The following is a 25,710-nucleotide window of genomic DNA, read 5'->3' on the forward strand; positions in this document are numbered from 1 at the left end:
TCGGTTTACAAAATTTTAATGACCATATTTCAATGAACGAATGTACTAATCTTTTTGACACTAAGAACATACTCAACTTTATAGCGCACAACAACCTTCACCTCCCTAAACTCAACTGATTATGAATGTATTAACTTCACTCGACGTGCTTATTGGGCTTATTGTGATTTTTTTGGTAGTAAGCCTTGCCTGTACCGTTATCAACGAATGGATTGACGCTCTTTTACACACGCGCGCCCAGCAACTTCGCAAGAGTATTAGCCAAATGTTGTCGTCTGCTAATGACAATACGCTGGGTCAGAAATTTCATACGCATCCGCTCATTCAAGCCCTCGAAAGAGACACCAACGTGTGGGGTATTTACAAACGACGAGACAAACCTACCTATATCTCCAATCGAACTTTTCGGCAAGTGCTTTTTGATGTACTCAATCAATTGGTGGCTGACCATCCCATCAATTTTGACGGTACGTTGGAAGAAATCGAGCAAAGTCTCAATGCACTACCCGATTCTGACCTTAAAACGCGCCTTCTTTCCATTCTCAACGAAGTGAAAGCTACTGTCCAAGACGCTAGTAAACGAATTGAAGCCTTTCAAAAGGCCATTGACCAGTGGTTCGACGAGTCGATGGAACGCACTTCCGATTGGTACAAGCGTCGCGTACAGTTATGGACGTTTTTGTCGGGGATTGCATTCTGCACTTTATTAAATATTGATACGCTAACCATTTCTCAATACCTCTGGCAAAACCCAGAGGCTCGACAGGCGTATTTACAAGCAGCCAACAGCATCATTGCCAGCGCCTCAACCGACTCGCTCAAAAAAGAATTGGCGGGAAAAGATTCTGTTCAACTCAACAACATTAGTCAGAAAATAGACACATTGTTGGTTAATCTCCGCGAAGAAGTTACCCAAAATACGACGATACCGTTGGGGTGGCAACTAGAAAAGCTTCCGACTTGTACGAAAGCCAATATAGGCGCTTGGCTAACCTATTGGATACGAAAATTGGCAGGTCTATTGATTAGTATTGGGGCTATTAGCGCAGGAGCTCCGTTTTGGTTTGATATGCTCAAAAATGTCGTCAATATCAGAAATTCGTTGAAAAGTAAGACGCTTGGAAAAGATTCATAGGTACGACCACTGTTTTCCTAAACCTAACACCCCTAAACACGATGAACTTATTCTCGGATTGTCCCGCAGGTGATAAAGACTGCCTAATAAAAAAACTAACCAGCAACCGAATTACCCACTACGACCTCAACCATCTCATGCAAATAGCCACGAGCGACGACCTAAAATCCATCACTCAATCGGTTTTTGACATGGACGAAGCGACATTACTTGAGCGGTCGGCGGTTGAAGGAGCTACACGATGGCTCAATAGCCTCAAAAACGACCGTCGTAAAGACTTGTATGTCAAGAAGATTCAACATACCCCCCGCCCTGAGCTCAAAAAAGTAGTAGCCGAAGGTGATTCTTGGTTCAACTATCCACTCATCCTAACGGACATCCTCGACTGGATTAGTATGGACAAAAACACGGCTGTTTTCAGCCTTGCTTCGGCCGCCGATTGGCTGGTCAATATTCTGGCATCCAGGGAATACGTCAATGGTCTATCAGTCCACCAACCCGACTTTTTTCTGATGAGCGGCGGGGGAAATGACGTAGGGGGAATGAGTCGAATGGCGCTTATGGTATCTCATCGGTTCAATGAAACTTCGGAGTTAACACACAGCGCTTGGGCACAGCATCTAATCGCAAACGCCCACGAAAAACCATACCTACTATCCAAAGAAGTGAGTTTGGATACCCGAAAACCAGACGAAAAGAGGTGGAACAAGGCCGTTGGCTATTTATCCAAAGACTTTTTTGCGTTGATGATGCTCTTTCGTTTGCAGTATTATTCGCTCATTCATAGTTTGTTGGTGGGTGGCAAAGAAAAATTCCCCGACCTAAAAATCATCACCCAAGGCTATGATTTTTTAGTGCCTTCCGACAATAAAGGCTGGGGTATCAACCCATTCAAATGGTATATTCCTGTCCTGCGGTGGATTGGGCATGGCTGGTGGTTGAAAAAACCGTTGATTTTTAAAGGATTATCTGGTCAAGAGCTCCAGCTGGATATTCTCTATGCGTGCATGTATTTCTTCAACGAAATGATGATTGAACTAGAAGAAAAATTCATGGAGCTTCACCCAACGGCTAAAGGACGTCTATTTCATGTTGACTCTCGGGGGTTAGTGCAAAAAAATGAATGGACAGACGAGATTCACCCTCAACCTCACAAATTCAGAACTATTGCCCAAACCTACCTCGACTGCATTCACGGTCAGCCCTCCGACTATAAACACGTTTATCGTTCCATCAATCGCCAAAAACCATAGCCATGAAAATTTCATACCTCCTATTTATCGTCGTTATTGTTCTAGGCACCTACTTAACTTTTACAGCATGGGCTATTCTCCAAGGGAATACAGACTCTGTCTGCAATTTCTGGCCTGATGCCGACTGCTTAGAAGCCAAATTTGAGCTACTTACTACTCTCCAAAAACGTCAACTCCTCAGTACCGTTCATCTCGACTATTGTTACCTTATTTTTTATCCACTATTACTGGGAATATGGGTATATCGCGAAATGCAAGCACAAGCTTCGGTTTTGGGGAATATTTTTTTCAGGTTCTGTTTACTGGTGGTCGTTGTTTTGTTTTTCAGTGATATTACTGAAAACATCCTTTTAGGATATGCCCTTCAAGACATTTCTTACCCTTTCAAAACCCTTGCCCTTGTCACTCGTTTGAAATGGATAAGTTTCGCTTTTATACTTTTAAGTCTTTTGATTGGTGTAATGGGGCGTAAAACAGGGCTTTTCCCCTTATCTTTGCGGCTCAAAAACCGAATTGAATGATTTCAGTAGATAACGTAACCGTAGAGTTTGGGGGAAGGGCCTTGTTTAGCGACATTACCTTCAACATCAACGAAAAAGACAGAATCGCCCTCATGGGCAAAAATGGAGCAGGAAAATCGACGCTCCTTAAAATTATTGCGGGGGCAGATAAGCCTACACGCGGTAAAATCTCGGCACCCAACGACGCCGTCATCGCCTACTTGCCGCAGCACCTGCTCACCGTCGATGATGCTACGGTGTTTGAGGAAGCCCTCAAGGCGTTTGCCGAAGCACAAGAAATGAAAAACGAGCTTGATGCCCTCAATCACCAGCTCGAAACGCGTACCGACTACGATTCCGACGACTACATGGCCATCATTGAGCGGGTGTCGGAATTGAGCGAAAAATATTACTCGACCGAAGAAGTCAACTACGATGCCGAAGTCGAAAAGACATTGCTCGGCTTGGGCTTTTTGCGTTCTGACTTCACCCGTAAAACCAGTGAGTTTAGCGGTGGCTGGCGGATGCGCATTGAGTTAGCCAAAATTTTGCTCAAAACCCCCGATTTGATTTTGCTGGATGAGCCTACTAACCACCTCGACATTGAGTCGATTCAGTGGTTGGAAGAGTTTTTGATCAATACCGCCAAATCGGTGATTGTGATTTCTCACGACCGTGCCTTTGTTGATAACATCACCAACCGCACCATCGAAATCACCATGGGGCGGATTTATGATTATAAGGTAAACTACTCGCATTACTTGCAGCTTCGCAAAGAGCGCTTGGAGCAACAACAGAAGCAGTACAGCGACCAGCAAAAGATGATTGCCGAAACCACCGAGTTTATCGAGCGTTTCAAAGGCACATACTCCAAAACACTGCAGGTACAGTCGCGGGTGAAGATGCTGGAAAAACTGGACATCGTGGAAGTGGACGAAGTAGATACCTCTGCCCTCAATTTGAAATTCCCACCTGCGCCACGTTCAGGTAACTACCCCGTCATCGTGGAAGATTTGAGCAAAACCTACGGCGACCATTTGGTTTTCAAAAACGTGAGTATCACCATTGAGCGCGGTCAAAAAGTAGCGTTTGTGGGGAAAAACGGGGAAGGGAAATCGACGCTCGTGAAGGCCATCATGGGTGAACTGGAATATCAAGGCGACCTCAAAATTGGGCACAACTCCATGATTGGGTATTTTGCCCAAAACCAAGCGTCGTTACTCGACCCCGACTTGACGGTTTTCCAGACGATTGATAACATTGCTGTGGGCGAGATTCGCACCAAAATCAAGGATATTTTGGGCGCGTTTATGTTTGGTGGCGATAGTGTCAACAAAAAAGTAGGCGTACTTTCGGGAGGCGAACGTACGCGTTTGGCCATGATTAAGCTGTTGTTAGAGCCCGTCAACCTCCTCATTCTCGATGAGCCTACCAACCACCTCGACCTTAAGACCAAAGACATTTTAAAGGATGCTCTCAAGGCATTTGACGGTACCATCATTCTGATTTCGCACGACCGTGACTTCTTAGACGGCCTGGCCGAAAAAGTATATGAATTTGGCAACCAACGCGTCAGAGAACACCTCGAAGACATCAATGGATTTTTACGCCTCAAGAAAATGGAGAATCTTCGGGAAATTGAGCGAAAAGCCAAATAATCTTCTCTTTCCCACTTATTCACAAACCCCGTATTTCAGCCTTGAAGTACGGGGTTTCGTTTTCTCTTGCATTCCAATAGGCTTAAAAGCCCTAGTGCGTATTTATCCTAAATTTTGTACTTTTACCAAAATTACGCCCATATCTCCTTTTTTTTCATTCTTACTTTTTACACATTTCCATTTTCACTAAACGATATAGGCTTTTTCTGAACAAACTTAGATTTGTACAATTTTTTAGCGTATTTATATAAAAAACGCCAATTTTCTTTTATAATAAATGGCTAATGTTAAAAAATATAAAATTTTATTTGGTGTTTATTAAAAAACACATTACTTTTGAATCCGTAAAAAGTACAACAACACCAAACTGATTTATTCAACCACCTTAAATTTTATTGTCAATGGCAAAGGCTAAATTAGAATACATCTGGCTAGACGGTTACAAGCCCACTCAAAGTTTGCGTAGTAAAACTAAGATTGAGAATAATTTCTCGGGTAAGTTGGAAGACTGCGACATGTGGTCATTCGATGGCTCTTCAACCGAGCAGGCTCCAGGCGGTTCGTCTGACTGTTTGTTGAAACCAGTTTTCATTTGCCCAGATCCAGAGCGTTCTAAATTAGGTACGCCTGCTTACTTAGTAATGTGCGAAGTGTTGAACTCTGATGGTACAGCACACGAGTCGAATGGCCGCGCTACTATCGAAGATGACGATAACGATTTTTGGTTTGGTTTTGAACAAGAGTATTTCTTGTGGAACATCGAAATTAACAAACCTGTTGGCTTCCCAGCCAATGGCTATCCTGCCCCACAAGGCCCATACTATTGCTCTGTAGGTGCAAAAAATGCTTACGGACGTGACATCATCGAAGAACACCTTGAGTATTGCCTCCAAGCTGGCTTGAACGTTGAAGGTATCAACGCCGAAGTAGCAGCTGGTCAGTGGGAGTTCCAAATCTTCTCTAAAGGTGCAAAAGACGCTGGAGACCAAATTTGGGTAGCTCGTTATTTGTTGGAGCGTATGGGTGAAAAATACGGTGTAGGTATCAACTGGCATTGTAAACCACTCGGCGATACTGACTGGAACGGTTCTGGTATGCACGCTAACTTCTCAAACACAATCTTGAGAACAGCAGGTAACAAAGAAACTTTCGATAAAATCTGTTTAGCGTTTGCTCCAGTTGTTGCTGAGCACATCGCAGTATATGGTGCTGACAATCACCTCCGCTTAACTGGTAAGCACGAAACACAATCAATTGACCAATTCTCATACGGTGTATCAGACCGCGGTGCATCTATCCGTATCCCTATCGTTGCAGTGAAGAAAGGTTGGAAAGGATACTTGGAAGACCGTCGTCCAAATTCAGCTGCTGATCCATACAAAGTGGCAGCTCGTATTATCAAAACCGTTAAAGGCGTAGAAATCTGATTTTTGGAATACATAGCACTAAAAAACCCCGTCTTTGGCGGGGTTTTTTGTTTTTTAGCCCTAAAAAACGGTTTATTTCCCCTAGTTGAAAAAATTAACCCCACTCTCCGAAACTCTTACCCACGTAAATTGGGTTAGTAAAATACATTTCCCTTTAAGCTATGAACGAAGAAAAAAAGAGTGGACAGATTTTTGACTTGCCTACCCTGCGTCGCCTGTTTACGTTTGTTAAGCCTTACCAAAAACAATTTTATACCCTCGTAACGCTCATTTTGGTGAGTGCAGCGCTTTCACCGCTTAGTCCACTCCTTTTTCGCTATACCATCGACAATCAAATTGCGTCGGGCGATTACAACGGCCTGGCTAAGATGCTGGCTGTCATGGTAGGTTTATTGTTTTTTCAAGCCATTATTCAGTTCATTCATACCTACTTGGCGGGCTGGTTGGGCCAAAATATCATTCGTGATATTCGGGTGCAGTTGTACGAGAAAATCCTCAGCCTTCGACTCAAGTTTTTTGACCAAACGCCGATTGGACGCTTGGTGACGCGTACCGTATCGGATGTTGAAACACTTTCGGACGTTTTTAGCGACGGCATGGCGGCCGTAGCGGGCGATATTTTGCAATTGGTACTGATCATTGGCGTCATGTTTTATACCGATTGGCGGTTATCCTTGATAAGTTTGGCCACGGTACCTTTTATGTTAATAAGTACATACATTTTTAAGGAGAAAATCAAAGATTCGTTCAACGAGGTACGAACGGCGGTTTCTAATCTGAATGCCTTTGTGCAAGAGCACATTACGGGGATGAATATCGTGCAGATTTTCAGCGCCGAAAAAATCGAACTGGATAAGTTTCAAAAAATCAATACCGTACACCGCGACGCTCATATTCGTTCTATTTGGTATTATTCGGTGTATTACCCCGTTGCCGACGTGATTGCGGCCGCTGCTACGGGCTTGATTGTGTGGTACGGTGCCCGCGAAATCCTCCACAACGACATTACCTTCGGGACGGTTACGGCTTTTATCATGTTTACCAACCTGTTTTTCAGGCCCATACGAATGCTAGCCGACCGATTTAACACCCTTCAAATGGGGATTGTAAGTACCGACCGCATCCTCAAATTGCTTGATAGCGACGATTATACGGTCAACAACGGAACCTACGCCCCTACCCAACTGCGCGGTGAAGTATCGTTTAAAAACGTGTGGTTTGCCTACAACGAAGAAGAATACGTCCTCAGAGATATTTCGTTTGATGTAAAAGCAGGTCAAACCGTTGCCTTTGTGGGAGCAACGGGCGCGGGTAAATCGTCGGTCATTAATTTATTGAGCCGTTTTTATGATATAAATAAAGGCGAAATCATGGTGGATGGCGTAGAAATTCACCAGTATGAATTGGGAGCGCTGCGTCACAATATCGGCGTGGTACTGCAAGATGTGTTTTTGTTTTCGGATACTATTCACAACAACATCACCCTTGGAAACCCTGACATCAGTCGTGCTCAAATCATCGAAGCCGCTCAGCTCGTTGGCGCGCATGACTTCATCGAGCGCCTTCCTGGTGGCTACGACTACAACGTAATGGAACGCGGAGCAACACTCTCAGTAGGACAACGGCAGTTGATTTCGTTTGTACGGGCGTTGGTACACGACCCCAAAATCATTGTGTTGGACGAAGCTACCTCGTCGGTCGATACCGAGACTGAGGAATTGATTCAAAATGCCATTGAGAAGCTCATGAAAGGCCGCACGGCCATCGTGATTGCCCACCGCCTTAGCACGATTCAGAAAGCCAACCAAATCATTGTGCTTGACAAAGGCCAAATCAAAGAAAAAGGCACGCACGACGAGCTACTCGAACACGACGGTTTTTATGCCAACCTCTATCGAATGCAGTATAAGGAAGTAGTAGGATAATTTGAACCTCATATCCCACTAATTTCAATATTTACCCGCAGACTTTCGCAGATTTAACTCGCAGATTCCGCAGAAAATGGGCTCAATGAAGGAATTCATCTGCGCTTTCTGCGGCTCTAAATCAGCGCCAATCTGCGGGTAAAACTATACATCCTCAAATTAAATTTAAAACGGTGACGCAACCTGCGTGATTGGTTGTCCGTATTGTAAGTAAACCATTAAACGATTACTTACATCTATGAACAAGTCATCCGTATTCCGTACGATTAAAAACTCCTGTATGCCTGTCGGGTTAGCAGTTTTATTATTGGTAGCTGGTTGTACCACGAAAGACAGTACCCCTACTTTCGATGTATCACTAGGACAAACCTCATTGGGGCAAGTGCTTACGGGAGAAAACGGCAAAACGCTTTACTATTTTGCCTCCGACATTACAGGCCAATCGCAGTGCTCAGGTTCGTGCTTGACCAACTGGCCCGTATTTTACAAAGAGACACCCACCCTCGGAACCAACTTAACTGCTACCGATTTTACGACTATTACGCGTGCTGACGGTACCAAACAAACCGCCTACAAGGGCTGGCCGCTTTATTATTATGCGGGTGATACCAAATCGGGCGATGTGGCAGGAGAAAAACTCAACAACGTTTGGTTTGTGGCCAAGCCATCGTACTCGTTATTTTTTGCCAATGCGCAGTTGGTAGGAAACGACGGCAAAAATTACATGTCGGATTATACTGAAGGAACGGGCAAAACCATTTATTTGGTGGATGCGGCTGGAAAAACGCTCTACGGCTACGTTCCCGACAAAAAGAACACCAACGTTTATACCAAATCGGACTTTAGCAACAACCCTACGTGGCCGATTGCAGAAATTGCTATGCCGACCGATTTACCCAGCAATTTATCGACCAGCGATTTCTCGGTCATCGACGTTTTTGGGCGTAAACAATTGGTATTTAGAGGACATCCACTCTACTATTTTGGCCCAGATAATGGTGTCAAAGGAATAACCAAAGGTGTAAGCGTACCTAAACCAGGCGTATGGCCTGTATATAACGCAACGACCACTGCTTTGCAATAAAAAAACAAACCCTTCCAAGGTTTGAAACCTTGGAAGGGCTATAAATACCGTGGTTATAAGTAACCACGGGCACGTTTATCGACTAATACTCGTGCGGCAACGGCTGGTTGATTTGCTCGTGCCACGGCAAACCGTGCTGATTGAGCAAGTCCATAAATGGATCTGGATTTAACTCTTCGCAGTTCCAAACCCCTGCTTTCATCCAATCGGCGTTGGTCAACATCAACATCGCACCAATCATCGCTGGTACGCCTGTGGTGTAGCTAACCGCCTGCGCACGTACTTCTTTCCAGCACTCGGCGTGGTCGCAGTTGTTCCACACGTAGTACGTTTTATCTTGGCCGTCTTTAATTCCTTTGATTTGGCAACCAATCGACGTTTGTCCTGTGTAGTTTTCACCCAACGAATCTGGCGGAGGCAATACCGCTTTCAAAAACTCCAACGGCACAATGTCCATGCCCTGAAACTTAATCGGCGCAATGCTCGTCATACCCACGTTTTGAAGTACTTCTAAGTGCGTCAAATATGCCTGCCCGAACGTCATCCAAAAACGAGCGCGTTTCAACGTTGGGAAATTTTTCACCAACGACTCCAATTCTTCGTGGTACAACACGTAGCTTTCTTTGGGGCCAATGCCTGGGTAATCAATCGGCTTGTGAATGCTCATCGCAGGAATTTCCACCCACTCCCCATTCTCCCAGTAGCGACCTGGCTGCGTAATCTCACGAATATTGATTTCGGGGTTGAAGTTGGTAGCAAATGCCTTTCCGTGGTTTCCAGCGTTACAGTCGATGATGTCGAGGTAGTGCATTTCATCAAACTGGTGCTTGTTGGCAAACGAGGTAAACACCTGCGTCACGCCTGGGTCAAACCCACAGCCCAATAATGCCATCAAGCCCGCCTCTTTGAAACGCTCTTGGTACGCCCACTGCCAGCTATACTCAAACTTTGCCACGTCTTTTGGTTCGTAGTTGGCCGTATCGAGGTAGTGAATCCCCGTTTCCAAGCACGCATCCATGATGGTCAGGTCTTGGTAAGGCAAGGCCACGTTAATCACCATTTTAGGCTGAAACGACTTGATAAGCACCACAAGCTCCGCCACGATGTCGGCATCCACTGCGGCCGTTTGGATCGTTACCCCGTGCATTTCTTTGATGTCAGCCGCAATTTTATCGCATTTCGACTTGGTACGGCTTGCCAGCATGATTTCGGTGAAAACGTGTGAATTCATTGCGCATTTGTGCGCAACCACGCCCCCTACTCCTCCTGCTCCTATGATTAAGACTTTTGACATTTTAGTTGTGAGAGATTTGGTGACTGAGCCGCTTTCGTTAGCATTTAACTTCCGCCAGCTCAAAATTTAGTCGGCAAAGATACGATGCCTAAGCGTTTTTTCTGTTATTTGAATGTTAGTTTTTAAACAGTTAACTTCATGGACATCCTTTTACTCATTTTAGGCATTGCTGGGCTGTTGGTAGGGCTTGCGGGTGCCGTTCTTCCCCTCCCTGGGCCACCATTAAGTTTTGTTGGATTGTTGTGTCTTTATTTTTGCAGCTACGCCACCATGAGTTCATGGGTATTGTACTCCTTTGGGTTTGTGACAGTCATCATCACTGTTCTAGATTATTACGTACCCATTTGGGGTATCAAAAAATTTGGCGGGAGTCAATACGGCACTTGGGGCTCTACGTTGGGGCTGCTACTTGGCTTTTTTGTCATTCCTGCCTTAGGAATATTTTTAGGTGCCTTTTTGGGGGCGCTTGTGGGCGAACTTATCGGCGGGATGGCCTTCGACAAAGCCTTAAAAGCTGCTTTTGGCTCATTTTTAGGCTTTTTGTCGGGAATTGTAATGAAAGTAATTTTGTGTTTGGCCATGATTATTTACGCCGTTGTGGCCTTGGTCTAAACATTTTTTAAAAACTTTCGACCTGCTGGCGTGGGGGGATTGCTGTAGCGAGTTGTCATCTTAGCAAATAGCCAAGAAAACAAACCTCTGTAAACTTTCTCCCGTCGCCCAGTAGGGTAGCCTAGTAAATTGTACTCGCCTTTTACAACACCGCTTTTGCTCGGTGACGGGATTCTTTTTGTCTAAAAATCACAATCCTCAAAAGCCATGCAAAGCTACATCCGTTTTAAAAACAATCGTTTCCATCACCTTTTTTCGCGTTACTCGTATGTTTTCATCGCAGTCATTTTCCTTTTACTTTCCACTCCACAAATAACTCATTCCCAAACCCTTACCCAAACTATACGTGGAATAGTGGTAGATAAGAGCCTCCAAACGCCCATTGCAGGGGCGAGCATTGTACTGGTGGGTAGTCAACCACTACGAGGTACTACAACTAGCATCGAGGGCGACTTTGTCTTGCCCAATGTACCGATAGGCCGTCAAACGTTGAAAGTGACGTATATGGGCTACAAAGAGAGTGTTATGAGCAATATTGTGGTCAATGCGGGCAAAGAATTGGTCTTAACCATCGGCCTCGAAGAAGACATCACGCAGTTAGCCGAAATTACGGTCAAACCGACCGTTGAAAAAGACAAGCCTCTCAACGACATGGCCACCGTAAGTGCGCGTACGTTTTCGGTCGAAGAAACTCAACGCTACGCCGCCGCTGTCAACGACCCTGCACGTATGGCAACGGCCTACGCGGGGGTAATGTCAGCCGACGATGGGGGTAATAATATTGTCATTCGGGGTAACTCGCCCAACGGCCTACTGTGGCGAATGGAGGGCATTGATATTCCCAACCCCAACCATTTTTCGAGCTTGGGCGCTTCGGGCGGTGGCATTTCGATTTTGAGCGCGCAGGTATTGACCAACTCCGACTTTATGACGGGCGCTTTTTCCGCCGAATACGGAAATGCGCTCTCGGGTGTATTCGACCTTAAACTCCGTAAAGGCAACAATCAAAAGCGCGAATACACCGTTCAGGCGGGATTGTTAGGGCTAGACGTGGCTGCCGAGGGGCCTTTTTCTTCTACGTATAAAGGTTCTTATTTGGTCAACTATCGCTACTCTACCCTCGAACTTTTGAGTAAAATTGGCCTTCCCGTCGGTGATTTTGCCCAGCGTTTTCAGGATATTTCGTACAACATTTCGCTTCCTACCCAAAAATTGGGCAAGTTCACGCTCTTTGGTTTTGGCGGATTGAGCAGCAGCACGGGCGTAGCCAAAGCCGATTCAACGCTCTGGAAAACCGAAGGCGACAAGCGTTTTGATGAAAAATTTAAGTCCAATACGGGGGCTTGGGGAGCAACGCACTCGCTTAACTTTAGTCCTAATGCGTTACTAAAAACAGTCGTGCTTTATTCGGCCTACGAAAACGGGTTTACCCAAAAACGCTACACCGATAACTACGTTTTTGAACCCCGCTACGACGAACACTATCAACTCAACAAATTATCGGTATCAAGTACACTCAATTACAAGTTCAGCGCCCGCCTTGCGCTCCGTACGGGGGCGATTTGGAGTCACCAAACGTACGATTTTTTCCGAGAAGCGTGGGATGCCGAAGCGAAGAAATGGGAACGCTATGTATCGTCCAAAGGCCAAACCGCTACCCTTCAGGTCTTTGCCCAAGCCAATTATAAACTCACCGAACGCCTCACGGCCAATCTTGGGGTACATACCCTGCGTTTATTCCTCAACGACCGCCAAAGTATTGAACCACGAGCGTCGGTCAAATGGGACTTGGCTACGGGGCAGTCGTTGGCAGTAGGCTACGGACTTCATAGCCAAACGCATCCGCTCGCCTTGTATTTTTATTCTCCAACGGCTGATGATATTCCTAATCGTTACCCCAACCAGTCGCTTAATTTCACCAAGGCTCACCACCTTGTCTTTTCGTACGACCGACTTTTGAGCGAACACACTCGCCTCAAAACCGAGGCTTATTACCAGTCGCTGTACGGCGTACCTGTCAGCGCCAACCAGCGCGATGCTATCTCTATTCTTAACGTTGCGGATGGCTTTATTTCCAAACAGTTGGCTAACAACGGACGAGGCGAAAACTACGGGTTTGAGCTTACGTTAGAGCGTTTTTTACACAATAACTTTTATTACCTCGTCAGTGGCTCAATTTTCAAATCGCGCTACCAAGGTTCCGACGAAGTTTGGCGCAGCACGCGTTTTGACGCAGGAAGTGCCCTGAATGTGTTGGTGGGAAAAGAATGGCAACTAGGTCAAGGGAAAAATAACGTACTGGGTATCAACCTCAAAACCACTTACATGGGTGGCTATCGCACCACGCCTATCGACCTTGCAGCTTCTCGCCGCCAAGGACAAACGGTATGGATAGATACCCAAACCAACCAAGACAAATTGGATGCGTATTTTCGGTCGGATGTACGGGTAAGTTGGAAGCGCAACAAAAACGGTTTTACCAGTACGCTTTCTCTCGACCTTCAGAATGCCACCAACCGCCAAAATGTCTATAACCATTTCTTTGATTCTAACCTCAACGAAATCCGTACGGTGTATCAGTTACCGCTCATTCCTGTCTTGAACTACCGAGTGGAGTTTTAGGGGGTAAATAATTCTCCTAGCACTAATTGATTGTGTACAACGCTCAGATAGTGTCGGTTTTTTTGTACCCCAAAAACTGACACTATCGTAATGAAAATATTTTTTCGAGTTCGAGTTTTTTCTTTGAAAACAAACGCTTTTCGTCTCAATTGTTTTTCGTACTCTTCAGTTATGACAAACTCATCGTTATAGAATTTAGCTTCCACAATATTGATGCAATTATCATCTCGGTCAATCACAAGATCTAGTTGAATACCTGGGTAACTTTCGTCGCCTTTAGACGTATAAGAATACACATTACTAATGATTCCACTAATTCCAAGCGCTTTTTTTATTTGAAAAATGTGCTTAAAACAAAGGTTTTCAAATGCATACCCTGTCCAAATTTTATACGCTTGTTTTTGAGTTATTTGTTGCCAGCTATTATTTCCTTTATTATTGAACAAAAACTTAAAATAAAAAAGTGAAAATTCATCAACTAGACGATACAAATGTTCTTCTCTTGCTTTTTGAAACGGGTAGATTATTTGAATAAACCCACATTGTATTAGTTCTTCCAAGACCAGTGAAAGGGTACCTCCCGTTTTTATTCCTGTTATTTCAATAATTTCTTTCCGTGTTAGTCCCTTGCTTTTTTGAGCCAACGCCGCTACAATTTTTTCGTGTAGATGATTATTTTTAAAAAGAGAAGCGTAGAGATTTTGGAATTCATTTTTCAGTTTGGCTTGCGGCTCAAAAAATAACTTATCTAGGATTTGGGGAAGGCTTTTTCCATTTTCAATATCATTCAAATAAAATGGTATCCCCCCTACACTCATGTAGAGTTGAGCGACTTCTTTTTCGCTCAGATTCACTCTTTTTTTCTCTAAAAATAAGGCCGTCTCACTCAATGTAAAAGGTTTTAATAGCAATTGATGAGTCAGTCGGTTGTGTAGGCCACCTCTATCGTTTACTACTTTTTTGATTATCCACGACGCTGCCGAACCGCAAATTACCAAAACAATGTCATTTCGTTTGCTACAGTACTGATTCCAAAAACTATCCAAACCCGCTAAAAAGCCCGATCGCGGCGTGTCGAACCAAGCGATTTCATCTAAAAAAACGACCTTCTTTGTAGCTTCGTCTAGGGTATTCAGGTAGTCCCTCAATTGAAAGAAGGCTTCCAACCAAGTGGTAGGCGTAGGAGGCACTATCTTATTGGCTTTTAATTCAATGAGACTTCGCCAAAAATTTTCTAATTGGTGATTCATATTTTTTTGGTGTACACCACTACACTCAAAAACGATGTGTTTTTGATAGACCTGTCGTACCAAAAACGTTTTACCAACCCGTCGTCTGCCATAAATCGCGACAAAACAAGATTCATCCTTTTCACAAAGGCTTTCCAGCAAACCTATCTCGTCTTTTCTCCCAATTACTTTCATAAATTTTCATTTATAATTAGCCAAATATAACCTTTTTTTGTACAACTTGGCTGATTATAAATTTATAATCAGCCAAATAGACTCATTTTTGCCCTAATTTGGCTGATTATAACAAAAATTACTTCACCCCAGCATTTACCATTTCAAACACCAAACTTCCCGCCAAGCGGGCGGTGCGGTTGTCGATGTCGAGGCGAGGATTAAGCTCGGCGATATCGGCACTCACAAATTTGGGCGACGAAACAATGGCTTGCAGTGCCTGCCGAAAGGTGCGGTCGGGTACCAAGCCATTGTACGCCAAGGCACTCACTCCTGGCGCATACGGTGCCGCAAATACGTCCATACAAATCGTCAAATAGACCTTGTCAACCCGTGCCATGAAGGTCGCAATCGTGTGCAGAATAAGTATGAGATTTTCAGGGTAAAAATCGTCAGCCAAGAGGTACTTCACGCCGTACCGTTTGGCGGTAGCAAACAAGCGTTGGGTATTGCTATTGGTCTGAATCCCCAAAGCCAAGTAATGAAAATCGCTTTCTTCCTGCGCCAATTGCCAAAAACCCGTCCCCGAACTCGCTCCCACCGCAGGGTCAGGCTCACGGATGTCGAAATGCGCATCAAAATTGATGATTCCGATTCTTTGGTGGGGAAACGCCTTCCGAAGCCCTTTGAAATGCCCGTACATCACTTCATGTCCACCCCCAAACACCATCGGTCGGTAGCCCAGTTGCACGAGTTGCGCCACGGCATCGGCCAGCTCGTTTTGGGCTTCTTCGAGCTGCGTGCCTTCACACACGCAATCGCCCACGTCCACCAGTGCCCCTTTGGCCAACGAATGTGCTGGAAAATTGGCACAGATCGAACGAAGCACACTCGGCGCAGCACTCGCACCTAAGCGGCCCTTGTTCCGCCGCACGCCTTCGTCGCAGGCAAAGCCCAGTACAGCAATGGCCTTACGGGCGGTAAGTTCGGCCAGCGGTGTGCATTCCACCACTTGGTGCCAGCGCCACAAATCGGGGGCATCGCCGTCGTTGCGGCCTTGCCAGCATTCATTTTTTAAATTCATATGCGTTATCACCACACCACATACGGCTTCAGCCGTCCTTGTTGGTAAAGTATCTCTCGAAAATCGGCGCAAGCATAGCCCTGTAAATCAGCCGTATAACCCACTTCAACCCGTCCAATTTCCCTTAATTTCAACGCCTTAGCGGCTCTGAACGTCAGCCCTGCCAGTACTTCGGCGGTGTTTAGTTTTTGGTAGGTAGCCAAAATAGCCGCCTGGGTCAGCAAATCGCCCATTGGGGCAGAACCTGGGTTAAAATCGGAGGCAATGGCCACGCTTGCCCCCGCATCCAAAAGCTTGCGGGCGGGAGCAAAAGGCTCACCCAAGCCCAACGACGCCCCTGGCAACACCACCGCCACCGTATCTGACTGTGCCAAGGCATGAATCTCCTTTTCGGTGCTCGCTTCCAAATGGTCGGCCGACAAAGCCCCCATCTCCACGGCCAAGGTCGAACTTCCCGCCGTAAACTGGTCGGCATGAACCGTCAGGTCAAAGCCCAATGCCTTGGCTTTCGGCAAAAACTGCCTGCTTTCGGCAAGTCCAAACGCCGATTGTTCCACGAAAATATCCACCCGTTGGCCCAGTTGCTCGGTGCGGATTTGGGGCAACAATTCTGCCGTTATCCATTCCAAATAGGCTTCCTGCGAACCCGCAAAGTCTTTGGGTTGGATGTGAGCCGCCAAGCAGGTGGGCACAAGGCGCGCCTTCGCGCCCAATCGCTGTTGCACTCGCCCAATCACCCGCAGCATTTTCAGCTCATTTTCAAGGTCTAAGCCGTAGCCGCTTTTAATTTCCAGCGTCTTGATACCCTGCTGCAAAAAACGTTCTACCCGCCCGAGGGTGAGCTCAAAAAGAGTTTGTTCGTCGCAGGCTCGGGTTTGACTTACACTGCTCCAAATCCCGCCGCCCGCCGCCGCAATTTCGAGGTAAGTTTTTCCCGCATTACGGGCGGCAAAGTCGTTGGCACGGCTTCCCGCAAAACAGGTATGCGTGTGGCAATCCACAAAACTCGGCAGCAGCACCGTCGGCTGGGTGATTTCCTCCACCGTCGCCTCTGGGTACATTTTTACCAACGACTCAAACCCACCCACGGCCTGAATCCGTCCGTTGTGGAGCAACACCCCGCCGTTTTTGATGACCTCCAGCGCTTCGTCTTTAAGGGCGCCCTTTTCGGGCAAACCCCGCAAGGTCACTATCTGCGTAAATGGCCCAAGTAATTTCATAGTTTCAACCCAAATTTATCGGCCCAGTGGCTCGCTTTTTCGTAGCCCGCATCGTGGTGCCTAAACACACCCATGGCAGGGTCGTTGTACAACACCCGTCGAAGGCAGGCTTCGGCACGGTCGGTTCCGTCGGCCAACACCACCATACCAGCGTGTTGGGAGTAGCCCATGCCCACGCCCCCACCGTGGTGAAACGATACCCACGTTGCCCCACCCGAGGTGTTGGACATGAGGTTGAGCAGCGTCCAGTCCGATACGGCATCGGAGCCATCGAGCATCGACTCCGTCTCACGGTTGGGCGATGCTACTGAGCCGCAGTCGAGGTGATCACGTCCAATCACAATCGGGGCTTTCACCTTGCCTGTTTTCACCAACTCATTGAAAATCAAACCCGCTTTTTCACGTTCGCCCATGCCCAACCAACAAATACGGGCAGGCAAGCCCTGAAACGCAATCTTGGTTTGGGCTTCAGTAAGCCATCGAATCAAGGCTTTGTTTTCGGGAAAAGCGGCTATGAGTGCCTCGTCCGTCACCCGAATATCGTCGGGGTCACCCGACAGCGCCACCCATCGAAAAGGCCCTTTGCCTTCGCAAAACAACTGTCGTATGTACGCAGGCGTAAACCCAGGAAAGTTAAACGCATTGGGTTCGCCTCCCTGACGGGCAAACTCCCGCAGGTTGTTGCCGTAATCAAACACAATCGAACCTCTTTTTTGCATTTCGAGCATAAAACCCACGTGGCGGGCCATGCTTTTTTTGGAGCGCATTTGGTAATCCGCAGGGTTTTCTTGGCGGAGTTGTTGAGCTTCTCCCAAACTCATTCCGTGGGGAACGTAGCCATTCAGCGGGTCGTGTGCGGAGGTTTGGTCGGTCAAAATTTCGGGAATAATATTATCTTCCAACAATTGATGCAGCACATCGCCAATGTCACCCACCAGCCCCACCGACACGTTTTCGCCTTTGGCTTTGGCTTCCAGCACCCAGCCGACGGCCTCGTCGTAGCTATGCGTCATGCGGTCGATGTAACGCGTTTCGAGGCGTTTCTGAATACGCGTGGGGTCAATATCCACGCCCAAAAACGTGGCTCCCGCCAGCGTTGCGGCCAACGGCTGTGCGCCACCCATGCCGCCCAAACCACCCGTTACCAGCAATTTACCCCGTAAATCTCCCCCAAAATGTTGACGACCACATTCTACAAACGTTTCGTACGTTCCTTGCAAAATGCCTTGCGTACCAATGTAAATCCAGCTCCCCGCCGTCATTTGTCCGTACATCATCAACCCTTTGCCCCTCAACTCGTTAAAATGCTCCCACGTGGACCAAGCGGGCACCAAATTGCTGTTGGCGATGAGCACTCGGGGCGCTTGCGGATGCGTGCGAACGATGCCCACGGGCTTTCCCGACTGCACCAACAGCGAATGTTCTTCGTCCAATTCCAGCAAAATTTCGATGATTTTTTGCAATGACTCACGGTTACGAGCCGCTTGCCCGATGCCCCCATAGACCACCAATTCGTCGGGATTTTCGGCCACTTCGGCATCGAGGTTGTTGAGTAGCATCCGCAACGGCGCTTCCGTTTGCCACGATTTGGCGTGCAGTTGCGTTCCTCTCGGTGCTTTGTAGTGCGGGTGATTGGCGTAAGTCTTAATAAATTCGGAAGTCGTCATAGTGCTCATTGAGGTTACAGGTTTCACTCACGAGATTCGGAAGAATGTCAGTTTGTAGCAGTTGATGAAGGGTAGCAATATCGTCGGAGAAAATTTTGTCTTCGATCGCAAACGGCACGTGTTTTCGGATTTCGCCCAAGAGTTTTTCCATCACCGCACTCGATTGAAGCGGTCGGCGAAACTCCAGCGCTTGGGAAGCATAGAGCAGCTCAATGGCCAAAATATACTCCAGGTTATCAATCACTTGGTTCAGTTTTCGACCACTGATGGAGCCCATCGACACGTGGTCTTCTTGCCCCAGCGACGTAGGAATGCTATCGGCCGAAGCAGGGAAGCAGAGCGATTTGTTTTCGGACACCAACGCTGCCGTTGTGTACTGCGGAATCATAAAACCAGAGTTCAGACCCGTTTCTTTCAACAGTAGTTTAGGCAAGCCAAAGCGCCCTTCGAGCATCAAATAACAACGGCGGTCGGAGATATTACCCACTTCGGCAGCGGCCAAGGTGGCGTAGTCGAGCGGCAAAGCCAAAGGCTGTCCGTGGAAATTCCCCCCGCTGATGGTATCGTGGTCGCCCAGCACCACGGGGTTGTCGGTCACGGCATTAAGTTCAATTTCGGTCAATTCTTTCAGGTGCAGCCACGCATTGCGGGAAGCCCCGTGTACCTGCGGCATACAACGCAACGAGTAAGGGTCTTGTACCCTACCGCAGTCAGTATGCGATGCCAACACCTCTGAGCCATCTATCAGTCGCCGTAAGCGCTGTGCCACCAGCATACTCCCCCGAAACGGACGAATCTGGTGCAAACGGGCATCGAACGGCTTCACCGAACCCATTAGCGCTTCCAACGAAAACGCCCCGATGAGGTCGGCCATTTCGAGGCAGTGGTGCAAGCGAGCCACCCCACGCACCGCATGAGCCAAAATAAATTGCGTACCATTAATGAGGGCCAACCCTTCTTTGGGCCCTAGCTCAATCGGCGCCAACTCAAAATGCGCCAAGGCGTGCGCCGTAGGCACTTTTTGCCCGTTCCAATACACGTACCCCAACCCAATCAAGGGTAAAAAAAGGTGCGCCAAAGGTGCCAAATCGCCCGAGGCACCCACCGAACCCTTTTCAGGAACGACGGGGATTACATCGTTTTCGATATGCCAAAGGATACGTTGGAGCGTATGGAGGCTGATACCCGAATACCCCTGCGCCAAGGCATGAACCTTGCAAATGAGCATGGTTTTGGCGATTTCGGGCAAAATCGGATTGCCCACTCCCACACTGTGACTGATGAGCAAATTGTATTGAAGCGTCTTGGTTTGTTCTTCCGAAATGGGTGTATCGCACAGCGGCCCAAAGCCCGTATTGATGCCGTAAACGGTTTCGTGCTGCGCCACGATGTTTTTCACAAACTGATGGCTTGCTTCTATTTTTTGAATGACCTCCTCGCAAAGCACTCCTTGGATTTTGCCTTCGACGAGTTGCAGGGTTTTCCCTACCGTCAGGGTATCTTTACCGTAGAAAAACATAGGATAAAGTTTAAGTACTGATTTTACCGCTTCAACAGTCGTTGGCTTAGCGATTTTTGGGCAAAACTTTGTTCGACACTCATCAGCGACGACAGCAGGGCGGTATTCGCTTCGTTTTCGTGCATCAACTCCTGCATCGCTTGGTCAAGTTCCGCCCACACGGGTTCTACGGCCTCTTGCAATTGACGCCCCTGCTCGGTAAAACGAATCAAGCGCTTACGTCCGTCGTGTTCGGAGGGATAGCTTTCGAGCAATCCTTTTTGTTCCAAGCTTTTCGCCAATTGGCTTATCGCTGAGTGCGATACTTCGAGGGCTTCGGCAAGGTCGATGAGCGAAATGTGTTCGTTTTTTGAAATCAAATAAAACATCGAAAACCACGATGCATCGAAGGGAATACCCTTTTCGGCATAGACCTTATTGACTTCCGACAAAAAATACTCACTGAGTCGGCGCAGGCGACTTCCCAAAATCAACCCGCCGAGTTTTTGGTAAAAATTCATGACACAAATATATATTAGTACTTATATAATTTAAAATTATTTTTAGAAAATAAATCATTTTTCTAAAAAACAAAACAGGTTAAACGCATTAAAAAGTAGCCTCGCTGAGGCTACTTTTTAGTAGAAAAATGGGGATTTGGGGGATTTGATTCATTTTTCTACTAAGATGTAGCTCCTCTGGAGCAATCAATAGCAACTCTAGGTTTTAATGCGTTCAACCTGAAAACAAAAGGACTTCTCCGCCAATGCAGAAGAAGTCCTTTAAGTGTTGGCAGATTCTCAAATCTGACAATAGCTGTTTTGGGAAACCGCTGGCACGCCAATAGTGCTGACAGATTCTCAGCTACCTTCCCGAAAGTGTTGGAACTTTCGGGAAGGTGAAACTACACTGTAATCCTACGTTTGCGCCCCAATACCTGCCACGTATCCACTACCGATTGATTTTCTACTACGTAAGCTTCGTCGTAGAGATTTACCGTAGGACAAACGTGAAATGGCACACCGTACAACACATCGCCAACGTTGATAGTGTCCCAATTTTCTACGCGGATAACGCCGTGTTCTTCGCTTTGCCCCACAAGTTCGTAATTGTTAAGATTCAAAAAGCGAATCCGTTTGTCAATCGGGTTTTCGGCCGCGACGGCTTTGTGTCCCATATCCACGGTAATAAAACCTGCTTTTGGCTTTGAAATCACGCGGGTAAGTACCAGTGCCGCGTACTCAAACGGCTGTTCGGGAAGTTTATCACCATAACCCCAGTCCCACAGCACGCAAGTGCCTGGACTGCAATACGTTTCGGCGTGAAGTGCGTGAACGGTAAACGTAGGCGTTCCGCCCGCTACAATGATGGGGCGCGGCAATCCTGCTTCTGCGATGGCTTCTAGGAAATGTTGGACATCCACAAATCCGTCTTCCACTTCGTGACGGCGCGACTCAAAATCGGGCGTCCGCAAGTGACCATCATATACGTGCAAACCGTGACAGCTGATATTGGGAAGTTGGTGCAACAATTGATAAAGACCAAGAATATCGCCATCAAGGGCGTGCCCTGAGCGATCCATGCCGTTGTTGACATCTAAAAATACATCACTGACCAAGCCACTTGCGCCAAAGACATCGTTATGTTCTTTGGCCACCGACGCACTATCAATCAACGAACCTACAAAAACGTCGGGATACTGTTGACGAAACGCTAACAAACGCTTTACTTTCGGCCCCATCAGTTGGTGGGCAACCACCACGTACTTCGCTCCTGCCATGGCAGCCATTTCGGCTTCGGCAATGGTGGCACACTTAAATTTTGAAATCCCTGCGGCGAGCATCATTTTGACCACCTCAGGCATTTTATTGGTTTTAACGTGCGGGTACAAACGCTCAGCATTGCCCGCAATGTCAATCATCTTTTGAATATTACTTGCCACTCGCTCTTTGTAAATCAGCAACGATGGCGAATCTGCTTGCTCCTCGTTTTGGAGCTTATACCATGGAGACATAAAGGTTAATTTGGGTGAATTGTCCAAAAATACGATGGTTCGTTCTGACTTTCCAAACGCTTATACGTAGGTCGCATAAAAATATCAAGAATTTACTTTTCGGAACTATCTCACATGAAACAAGTTAGCACCAACGGTGGTTGTATTTTTTTACTTACTTCAAAAGGAGGTGCGCTACGTCAATGACACAGTCCGTCAAAGTTGGTAAATTTGTTACGCTAAAATCCCCCAATACACTTTAACATCTAGCAATATTATGTCACAATCTGAAGTCGCCAACGCTGTAGAGCCCCTGTTGGTTGAAGACCCCCACCGCTTTGTACTTTTTCCAATCAAACACCACGATATTTGGCAGTTTTACAAAAACCACGTAGCAACGTTTTGGGTGGCCGAAGAGATTGACCTTGCGTCAGACCTTCAACACTGGGAAAACCTCAACGACGGCGAGAGACACTTCATTTCGCACGTTTTGGCTTTCTTTGCGGCATCCGATGGTATCGTTAATGAAAACTTGGCCGTCAACTTCCTAAGTGAAGTACAATACGCTGAGGCTAAGTGCTTTTATGGATTCCAAATTGCGATGGAAAACATCCACTCCGAAACGTATTCATTACTCATCGACAGCTATATCAAAGACCCAGCCGAAAAAGACCGTATGCTCCGCGCCATTGACACGATTCCGTGCGTGCAGAAAAAAGCCGACTGGGCATTGCGTTGGATTTCTAACGGTTCGTTTGCCGAGCGCCTTATTGCGTTTGCAGCCGTAGAAGGTATCTTTTTCTCGGGTTCGTTTTGCTCAATTTTCTGGCTCAAAAAACGTGGTTTGATGCCTGGATTGGCATTCTCAAACGAACTTATCTCGCGCGACGAAGGTTTGCACCGCGACTTTGCTTGCTTGCTTTATACCGACCACATTGTCAATAAATTGCCCGAAGAGGATATTTACAGCATCATCCGCGACGCCGTAGCCATTGAGCAAGAGTTTGTTACGGATGCTTTGCCTGTTTCGCTCATTGGGATGAACGCGAACTTGATGAATCAATACATCGAATTTGTGGCTGACCACCTTTTGGTGTCGTTGGGATTGAAGAAAATCTACAATTCTACCAATCCGTTTGACTTCATGGACATGATTTCGCTCCAAGGAAAAACCAATTTCTTCGAGAAGAAAGTAGGTGAGTACCAAAAACCTGGGGTGAAAAATTCCACCAAAGAGCGTGATGTTCAAACCCTTAGCTTCGATGCTGATTTTTAGTTTGAAAACCACCTGATACTGCAACAAAAAAGGGAGCCTAGGCTCCCTTTTTTGTTTACTGAGTTTGTCGTTGGTCGGGTTGTGAGCAACCCTCTGCACAGGTCGGTCGAGTTGTGAGCAACCCAAAGCACGTGAGGCGGGTTGCTCACAACCCGACCGACACACCCTACCGATACCCTAAGGTACGGTTCATTTCGGTGACGATGTAGTTGAAATCATCGGGATTATTTTCAAAATCAAGGTCATTGACGTCGATGGTCAACAGCGTACCGTCGATGTACGTATCGGCGAAGTTTTCGTACAATCCGTTGAGATTGAGCAAATATTCGTCACTAATGGTTTGTTCAAACTCACGTCCTCGTTTCTGAATCTGACGACGAAGTTTGGGCAAATCCGCCTTCAAATACACAATAATATCGGGGGCTTTGATGGCATTGGTGATGGTTTCGTACATCATCAAATAGTTCTGATAATCACGGGTTTCCATCAAGCCAGAATCGGCCAAATTTTTCGCAAAAATAAACGCGTCTTCGTAAATCGTACGGTCTTGAATCACCGTCTGATAGTGCATCGAGCGAATCTTTTGGGCTTGCGAAAAACGGCTGTTGAGGAAAAACACCTGAAGATTGAACGACCAACGCGCCATGTCTTCATAAAAATCGGCCAAGTAGGGGTTTCCTTCTACGGCTTCGTACAAAACTCCCCACTTGTAGTGTTCTGAGAGCTTGCGAGCGAGCGTAGTTTTACCTGCTCCGATGTTTCCAGTAATTGCAATGTGCATGATAGGGTAGAGTTAAACCGTTATGATAAAGTTTTAAGTGGTGGTATCGATTTTTAGACGAAAACTTTCATAAAAAGTATGCGAATATAGTCAGACTTTTATACTTTTTCTGACTCACGCCCTTACTTCTCGGCCAGCTCCTAAGTTTTTTGTAATTTTGCAGGAACGTTATTTGCTGATTTTCAATTTCTAACTATACCACAGAAAAAATAGAACTCAGCTTTATGTTGTACTTCTTATTATGAGTCAAATGAAACCTTACAGTGTTCTTTTATACTATCAATACGTGCCCATCGAAGACCCACAGGCCTATCGCGATGCGCAACACGAATTTTGTGTCAACAACAACCTCCTCGGGCGCATCATCATCGCCCCTGAGGGGCTCAATGGTACGGTATCGGGCCTCATCGAAGATTGCGAAGCTTACATGCAGTGGGTAAAAACCGACCCACGTTTTGCGAGTATCGACTTCAAAATCGAATACCACGAAAATCATACGTTCCAAAAGCTGCACGTACGCCTCAAAGAAGAGATTGTCAACTCTGACTTACCCGTGGATCCACTCAAACAAACGGGGGTGCACCTAGAACCTGACCAGTTTAAACAATTGCTCAAAGAAGACCCTGATTTGGTGGTGATTGACATGCGCTCTAATTACGAGCACAGCGTTGGGAAGTTCAAAGGAGCAATTACGTTTGACATGGAAAACCTGCGCGAATTGCCGCAGCACATGCACGAAATTGAGCATTTGAAAGGCCAAGGCAAAAAGATTGTTACTTATTGTACGGGTGGTATCAAGTGCGAAAAAGCCAGTGCTTACCTCCTCGACCAAGGCTTTGACAACGTTTACCAGCTCCACGGCGGCATCATCAAATACGGCCTAGAAGCAGGTGGGGAAGATTTTGAGGGAAAATGTTACGTGTTCGATAACCGCCTCACGGTGGACGTCAACCAAGTCAATCCAAAAGTGATTTCGACTTGCTACGTTTGTGGGACGCCTTCCGACCGCATGGTCAACTGCGCCAACAACGAATGCAATATCCACGTACCGATGTGCGAAGATTGCGGCTGGAAAATGGAAGGCGCCTGCTCTGATGCCTGCAAGTGTGCGCCCAACAAACGCCCCTACAACGGTACGGGCTATTACCCGCGCAAAAGCGACCACTACACGCCACTTCAAGGGCTCAAAAGCTTTAAAAAGTCCACAAAAAAGGCCGAAGCCTAATTTTGTTTACCCCGTCTCGACGTTCTGTCAGGACGGGGTGGCTTAACGTCTCC

At 46.7% G+C, this 25,710-nt stretch carries 20 protein-coding genes; 11 read left to right on the forward strand and 9 right to left on the reverse strand.

What is annotated here, in order from left to right; all coding sequences use genetic code 11:
• Window positions 1–121 precede the first annotated feature (121 nt).
• The 7 genes from FHS57_RS30830 to FHS57_RS30860 all read left to right on the forward strand — a co-directional run bounded on the left by FHS57_RS30830 (window position 122) and on the right by FHS57_RS30860 (window position 8,982).
• Window positions 122–1,135, forward strand: coding sequence for a hypothetical protein (locus FHS57_RS30830; RefSeq protein ID WP_183980528.1), 1,014 nt, complete (start codon window positions 122–124; stop codon window positions 1,133–1,135).
• Between the two features lie 41 nt (window positions 1,136–1,176).
• Window positions 1,177–2,388, forward strand: coding sequence for a hypothetical protein (locus FHS57_RS30835; protein ID WP_183980530.1), 1,212 nt, complete (start codon window positions 1,177–1,179; stop codon window positions 2,386–2,388).
• A gap of 2 nt (window positions 2,389–2,390) precedes the next feature.
• Window positions 2,391–2,909 (forward strand): hypothetical protein, encoded by a 519-nt coding sequence (locus FHS57_RS30840; RefSeq protein ID WP_183980532.1) that lies wholly within the window; start codon window positions 2,391–2,393, stop codon window positions 2,907–2,909.
• The gene (locus FHS57_RS30845) at window positions 2,906–4,546 is read left to right on the forward strand and encodes an ABC-F family ATP-binding cassette domain-containing protein (protein WP_183980534.1); all 1,641 of its coding nucleotides are present in this window, start codon (window positions 2,906–2,908) and stop codon (window positions 4,544–4,546) included. Before FHS57_RS30840 ends, FHS57_RS30845 begins: the two co-directional genes overlap by 4 nt.
• A 401-nt stretch (window positions 4,547–4,947) precedes the next feature.
• The gene (locus FHS57_RS30850; RefSeq protein ID WP_183980536.1) at window positions 4,948–5,973 is read left to right on the forward strand and encodes a glutamine synthetase beta-grasp domain-containing protein; all 1,026 of its coding nucleotides are present in this window, start codon (window positions 4,948–4,950) and stop codon (window positions 5,971–5,973) included.
• 161 nt (window positions 5,974–6,134) lie between these two features.
• A complete protein-coding gene (locus FHS57_RS30855) occupies window positions 6,135–7,898 on the forward strand; it encodes an ABC transporter ATP-binding protein (protein ID WP_183980538.1) in 1,764 nt (587 codons plus the stop codon).
• 238 nt (window positions 7,899–8,136) lie between these two features.
• Complete coding sequence (locus tag FHS57_RS30860; protein WP_229601504.1) at window positions 8,137–8,982, forward strand: hypothetical protein; 846 nt, start codon at window positions 8,137–8,139, stop codon at window positions 8,980–8,982.
• Between the two features lie 82 nt (window positions 8,983–9,064).
• Here FHS57_RS30860 and FHS57_RS30865 read toward each other — a convergent pair whose 3' ends face one another.
• Window positions 9,065–10,276 carry a saccharopine dehydrogenase family protein gene (locus tag FHS57_RS30865; RefSeq protein ID WP_183980540.1) on the reverse strand — a complete coding sequence of 404 codons (1,212 nt, stop codon included), beginning with the start codon at window positions 10,274–10,276 and terminating at the stop codon, window positions 9,065–9,067.
• Between the two features lie 138 nt (window positions 10,277–10,414).
• Between FHS57_RS30865 and FHS57_RS30870 the strand changes: the two genes are divergently transcribed.
• Both FHS57_RS30870 and FHS57_RS30875 read left to right on the forward strand, forming a co-directional pair.
• Complete coding sequence (locus tag FHS57_RS30870; RefSeq protein ID WP_183980542.1) at window positions 10,415–10,888, forward strand: DUF456 domain-containing protein; 474 nt, start codon at window positions 10,415–10,417, stop codon at window positions 10,886–10,888.
• Window positions 10,889–11,095: 207 nt separating this feature from the next.
• Window positions 11,096–13,510 carry a TonB-dependent receptor gene (locus FHS57_RS30875; protein ID WP_183980544.1) on the forward strand — a complete coding sequence of 805 codons (2,415 nt, stop codon included), beginning with the start codon at window positions 11,096–11,098 and terminating at the stop codon, window positions 13,508–13,510.
• On the opposite strand, the gene FHS57_RS30880 is transcribed toward FHS57_RS30875, so the two are convergent.
• The 7 genes from FHS57_RS30880 to FHS57_RS30910 all read right to left on the reverse strand — a co-directional run bounded on the left by FHS57_RS30880 (window position 13,507) and on the right by FHS57_RS30910 (window position 22,396).
• On the reverse strand, window positions 13,507–14,934 hold the full coding sequence (locus tag FHS57_RS30880; RefSeq protein ID WP_183980546.1) for an AAA family ATPase: 1,428 nt from the start codon (window positions 14,932–14,934) through the stop codon (window positions 13,507–13,509). The two genes, FHS57_RS30875 and FHS57_RS30880, sit on opposite strands and share 4 nt — an antisense overlap.
• A gap of 118 nt (window positions 14,935–15,052) precedes the next feature.
• Window positions 15,053–15,997: a formimidoylglutamase gene (hutG, locus tag FHS57_RS30885; RefSeq protein WP_183980548.1), complete on the reverse strand. Its 945-nt coding sequence runs from the start codon at window positions 15,995–15,997 to the stop codon at window positions 15,053–15,055.
• Window positions 15,998–16,005: 8 nt separating this feature from the next.
• Window positions 16,006–17,217, reverse strand: a complete 1,212-nt coding sequence (gene hutI, locus FHS57_RS30890) for an imidazolonepropionase (protein ID WP_183980550.1) — start codon at window positions 17,215–17,217, stop codon at window positions 16,006–16,008.
• Window positions 17,214–18,884, reverse strand: a complete 1,671-nt coding sequence (gene hutU / locus FHS57_RS30895; protein ID WP_183980552.1) for a urocanate hydratase — start codon at window positions 18,882–18,884, stop codon at window positions 17,214–17,216. The genes hutI and hutU overlap by 4 nt, the downstream gene beginning before the upstream one ends.
• Window positions 18,862–20,403: a histidine ammonia-lyase gene (gene hutH / locus FHS57_RS30900; RefSeq protein WP_183980554.1), complete on the reverse strand. Its 1,542-nt coding sequence runs from the start codon at window positions 20,401–20,403 to the stop codon at window positions 18,862–18,864. The genes hutU and hutH overlap by 23 nt, the downstream gene beginning before the upstream one ends.
• 23 nt (window positions 20,404–20,426) lie before the next feature.
• Window positions 20,427–20,903 (reverse strand): MarR family winged helix-turn-helix transcriptional regulator, encoded by a 477-nt coding sequence (locus tag FHS57_RS30905; protein ID WP_183980556.1) that lies wholly within the window; start codon window positions 20,901–20,903, stop codon window positions 20,427–20,429.
• A 383-nt stretch (window positions 20,904–21,286) separates the two neighbouring features.
• The gene (locus tag FHS57_RS30910) at window positions 21,287–22,396 is read right to left on the reverse strand and encodes a D-TA family PLP-dependent enzyme (RefSeq protein WP_183980558.1); all 1,110 of its coding nucleotides are present in this window, start codon (window positions 22,394–22,396) and stop codon (window positions 21,287–21,289) included.
• A 256-nt stretch (window positions 22,397–22,652) separates the two neighbouring features.
• Here FHS57_RS30910 and FHS57_RS30915 point away from each other — a divergent pair, with 256 nt between their 5' ends.
• Complete coding sequence (locus tag FHS57_RS30915; protein ID WP_183980560.1) at window positions 22,653–23,651, forward strand: ribonucleoside-diphosphate reductase small subunit; 999 nt, start codon at window positions 22,653–22,655, stop codon at window positions 23,649–23,651.
• 166 nt (window positions 23,652–23,817) lie between these two features.
• On the opposite strand, the gene FHS57_RS30920 is transcribed toward FHS57_RS30915, so the two are convergent.
• Window positions 23,818–24,432, reverse strand: a complete 615-nt coding sequence (locus tag FHS57_RS30920) for a deoxynucleoside kinase (RefSeq protein ID WP_122931960.1) — start codon at window positions 24,430–24,432, stop codon at window positions 23,818–23,820.
• A 250-nt stretch (window positions 24,433–24,682) separates the two neighbouring features.
• On the opposite strand from FHS57_RS30920, the gene trhO reads away from it, so the two are divergent.
• Window positions 24,683–25,657 carry an oxygen-dependent tRNA uridine(34) hydroxylase TrhO gene (gene trhO, locus FHS57_RS30925; RefSeq protein ID WP_183980562.1) on the forward strand — a complete coding sequence of 325 codons (975 nt, stop codon included), beginning with the start codon at window positions 24,683–24,685 and terminating at the stop codon, window positions 25,655–25,657.
• The last annotated feature ends 53 nt before the right edge of the window (window positions 25,658–25,710 follow it).

Origin of the sequence: Runella defluvii (assembly GCF_014195535.1) — a bacterium.
Taxonomy (GTDB): Bacteria; Bacteroidota; Bacteroidia; order Cytophagales; family Spirosomataceae; genus Runella; species Runella defluvii.

Excerpts from the sequence above, each read along its gene's own strand:
- FHS57_RS30830 (WP_183980528.1), top strand. The coding sequence starts at position 122 with ATGAATGTATTAACTTCACTCGACGTGCTTATTGGGCTTATTGTGATT.
- FHS57_RS30835 (WP_183980530.1), top strand. The coding sequence starts at position 1,177 with ATGAACTTATTCTCGGATTGTCCCGCAGGTGATAAAGACTGCCTAATA.
- FHS57_RS30840 (WP_183980532.1), top strand. The coding sequence starts at position 2,391 with ATGAAAATTTCATACCTCCTATTTATCGTCGTTATTGTTCTAGGCACC.
- FHS57_RS30845 (WP_183980534.1), top strand. The coding sequence starts at position 2,906 with ATGATTTCAGTAGATAACGTAACCGTAGAGTTTGGGGGAAGGGCCTTG.
- FHS57_RS30850 (WP_183980536.1), top strand. The coding sequence starts at position 4,948 with ATGGCAAAGGCTAAATTAGAATACATCTGGCTAGACGGTTACAAGCCC.
- FHS57_RS30855 (WP_183980538.1), top strand. The coding sequence starts at position 6,135 with ATGAACGAAGAAAAAAAGAGTGGACAGATTTTTGACTTGCCTACCCTG.
- FHS57_RS30860 (WP_229601504.1), top strand. The coding sequence starts at position 8,137 with ATGAACAAGTCATCCGTATTCCGTACGATTAAAAACTCCTGTATGCCT.
- FHS57_RS30865 (WP_183980540.1), bottom strand. The coding sequence starts at position 10,276 with ATGTCAAAAGTCTTAATCATAGGAGCAGGAGGAGTAGGGGGCGTGGTT.
- FHS57_RS30870 (WP_183980542.1), top strand. The coding sequence starts at position 10,415 with ATGGACATCCTTTTACTCATTTTAGGCATTGCTGGGCTGTTGGTAGGG.
- FHS57_RS30875 (WP_183980544.1), top strand. The coding sequence starts at position 11,096 with ATGCAAAGCTACATCCGTTTTAAAAACAATCGTTTCCATCACCTTTTT.
- FHS57_RS30880 (WP_183980546.1), bottom strand. The coding sequence starts at position 14,934 with ATGAAAGTAATTGGGAGAAAAGACGAGATAGGTTTGCTGGAAAGCCTT.
- hutG (WP_183980548.1), bottom strand. The coding sequence starts at position 15,997 with ATGAATTTAAAAAATGAATGCTGGCAAGGCCGCAACGACGGCGATGCC.
- hutI (WP_183980550.1), bottom strand. The coding sequence starts at position 17,217 with ATGAAATTACTTGGGCCATTTACGCAGATAGTGACCTTGCGGGGTTTG.
- hutU (WP_183980552.1), bottom strand. The coding sequence starts at position 18,884 with ATGACGACTTCCGAATTTATTAAGACTTACGCCAATCACCCGCACTAC.
- hutH (WP_183980554.1), bottom strand. The coding sequence starts at position 20,403 with ATGTTTTTCTACGGTAAAGATACCCTGACGGTAGGGAAAACCCTGCAA.
- FHS57_RS30905 (WP_183980556.1), bottom strand. The coding sequence starts at position 20,903 with ATGAATTTTTACCAAAAACTCGGCGGGTTGATTTTGGGAAGTCGCCTG.
- FHS57_RS30910 (WP_183980558.1), bottom strand. The coding sequence starts at position 22,396 with ATGTCTCCATGGTATAAGCTCCAAAACGAGGAGCAAGCAGATTCGCCA.
- FHS57_RS30915 (WP_183980560.1), top strand. The coding sequence starts at position 22,653 with ATGTCACAATCTGAAGTCGCCAACGCTGTAGAGCCCCTGTTGGTTGAA.
- FHS57_RS30920 (WP_122931960.1), bottom strand. The coding sequence starts at position 24,432 with ATGCACATTGCAATTACTGGAAACATCGGAGCAGGTAAAACTACGCTC.
- trhO (WP_183980562.1), top strand. The coding sequence starts at position 24,683 with ATGAAACCTTACAGTGTTCTTTTATACTATCAATACGTGCCCATCGAA.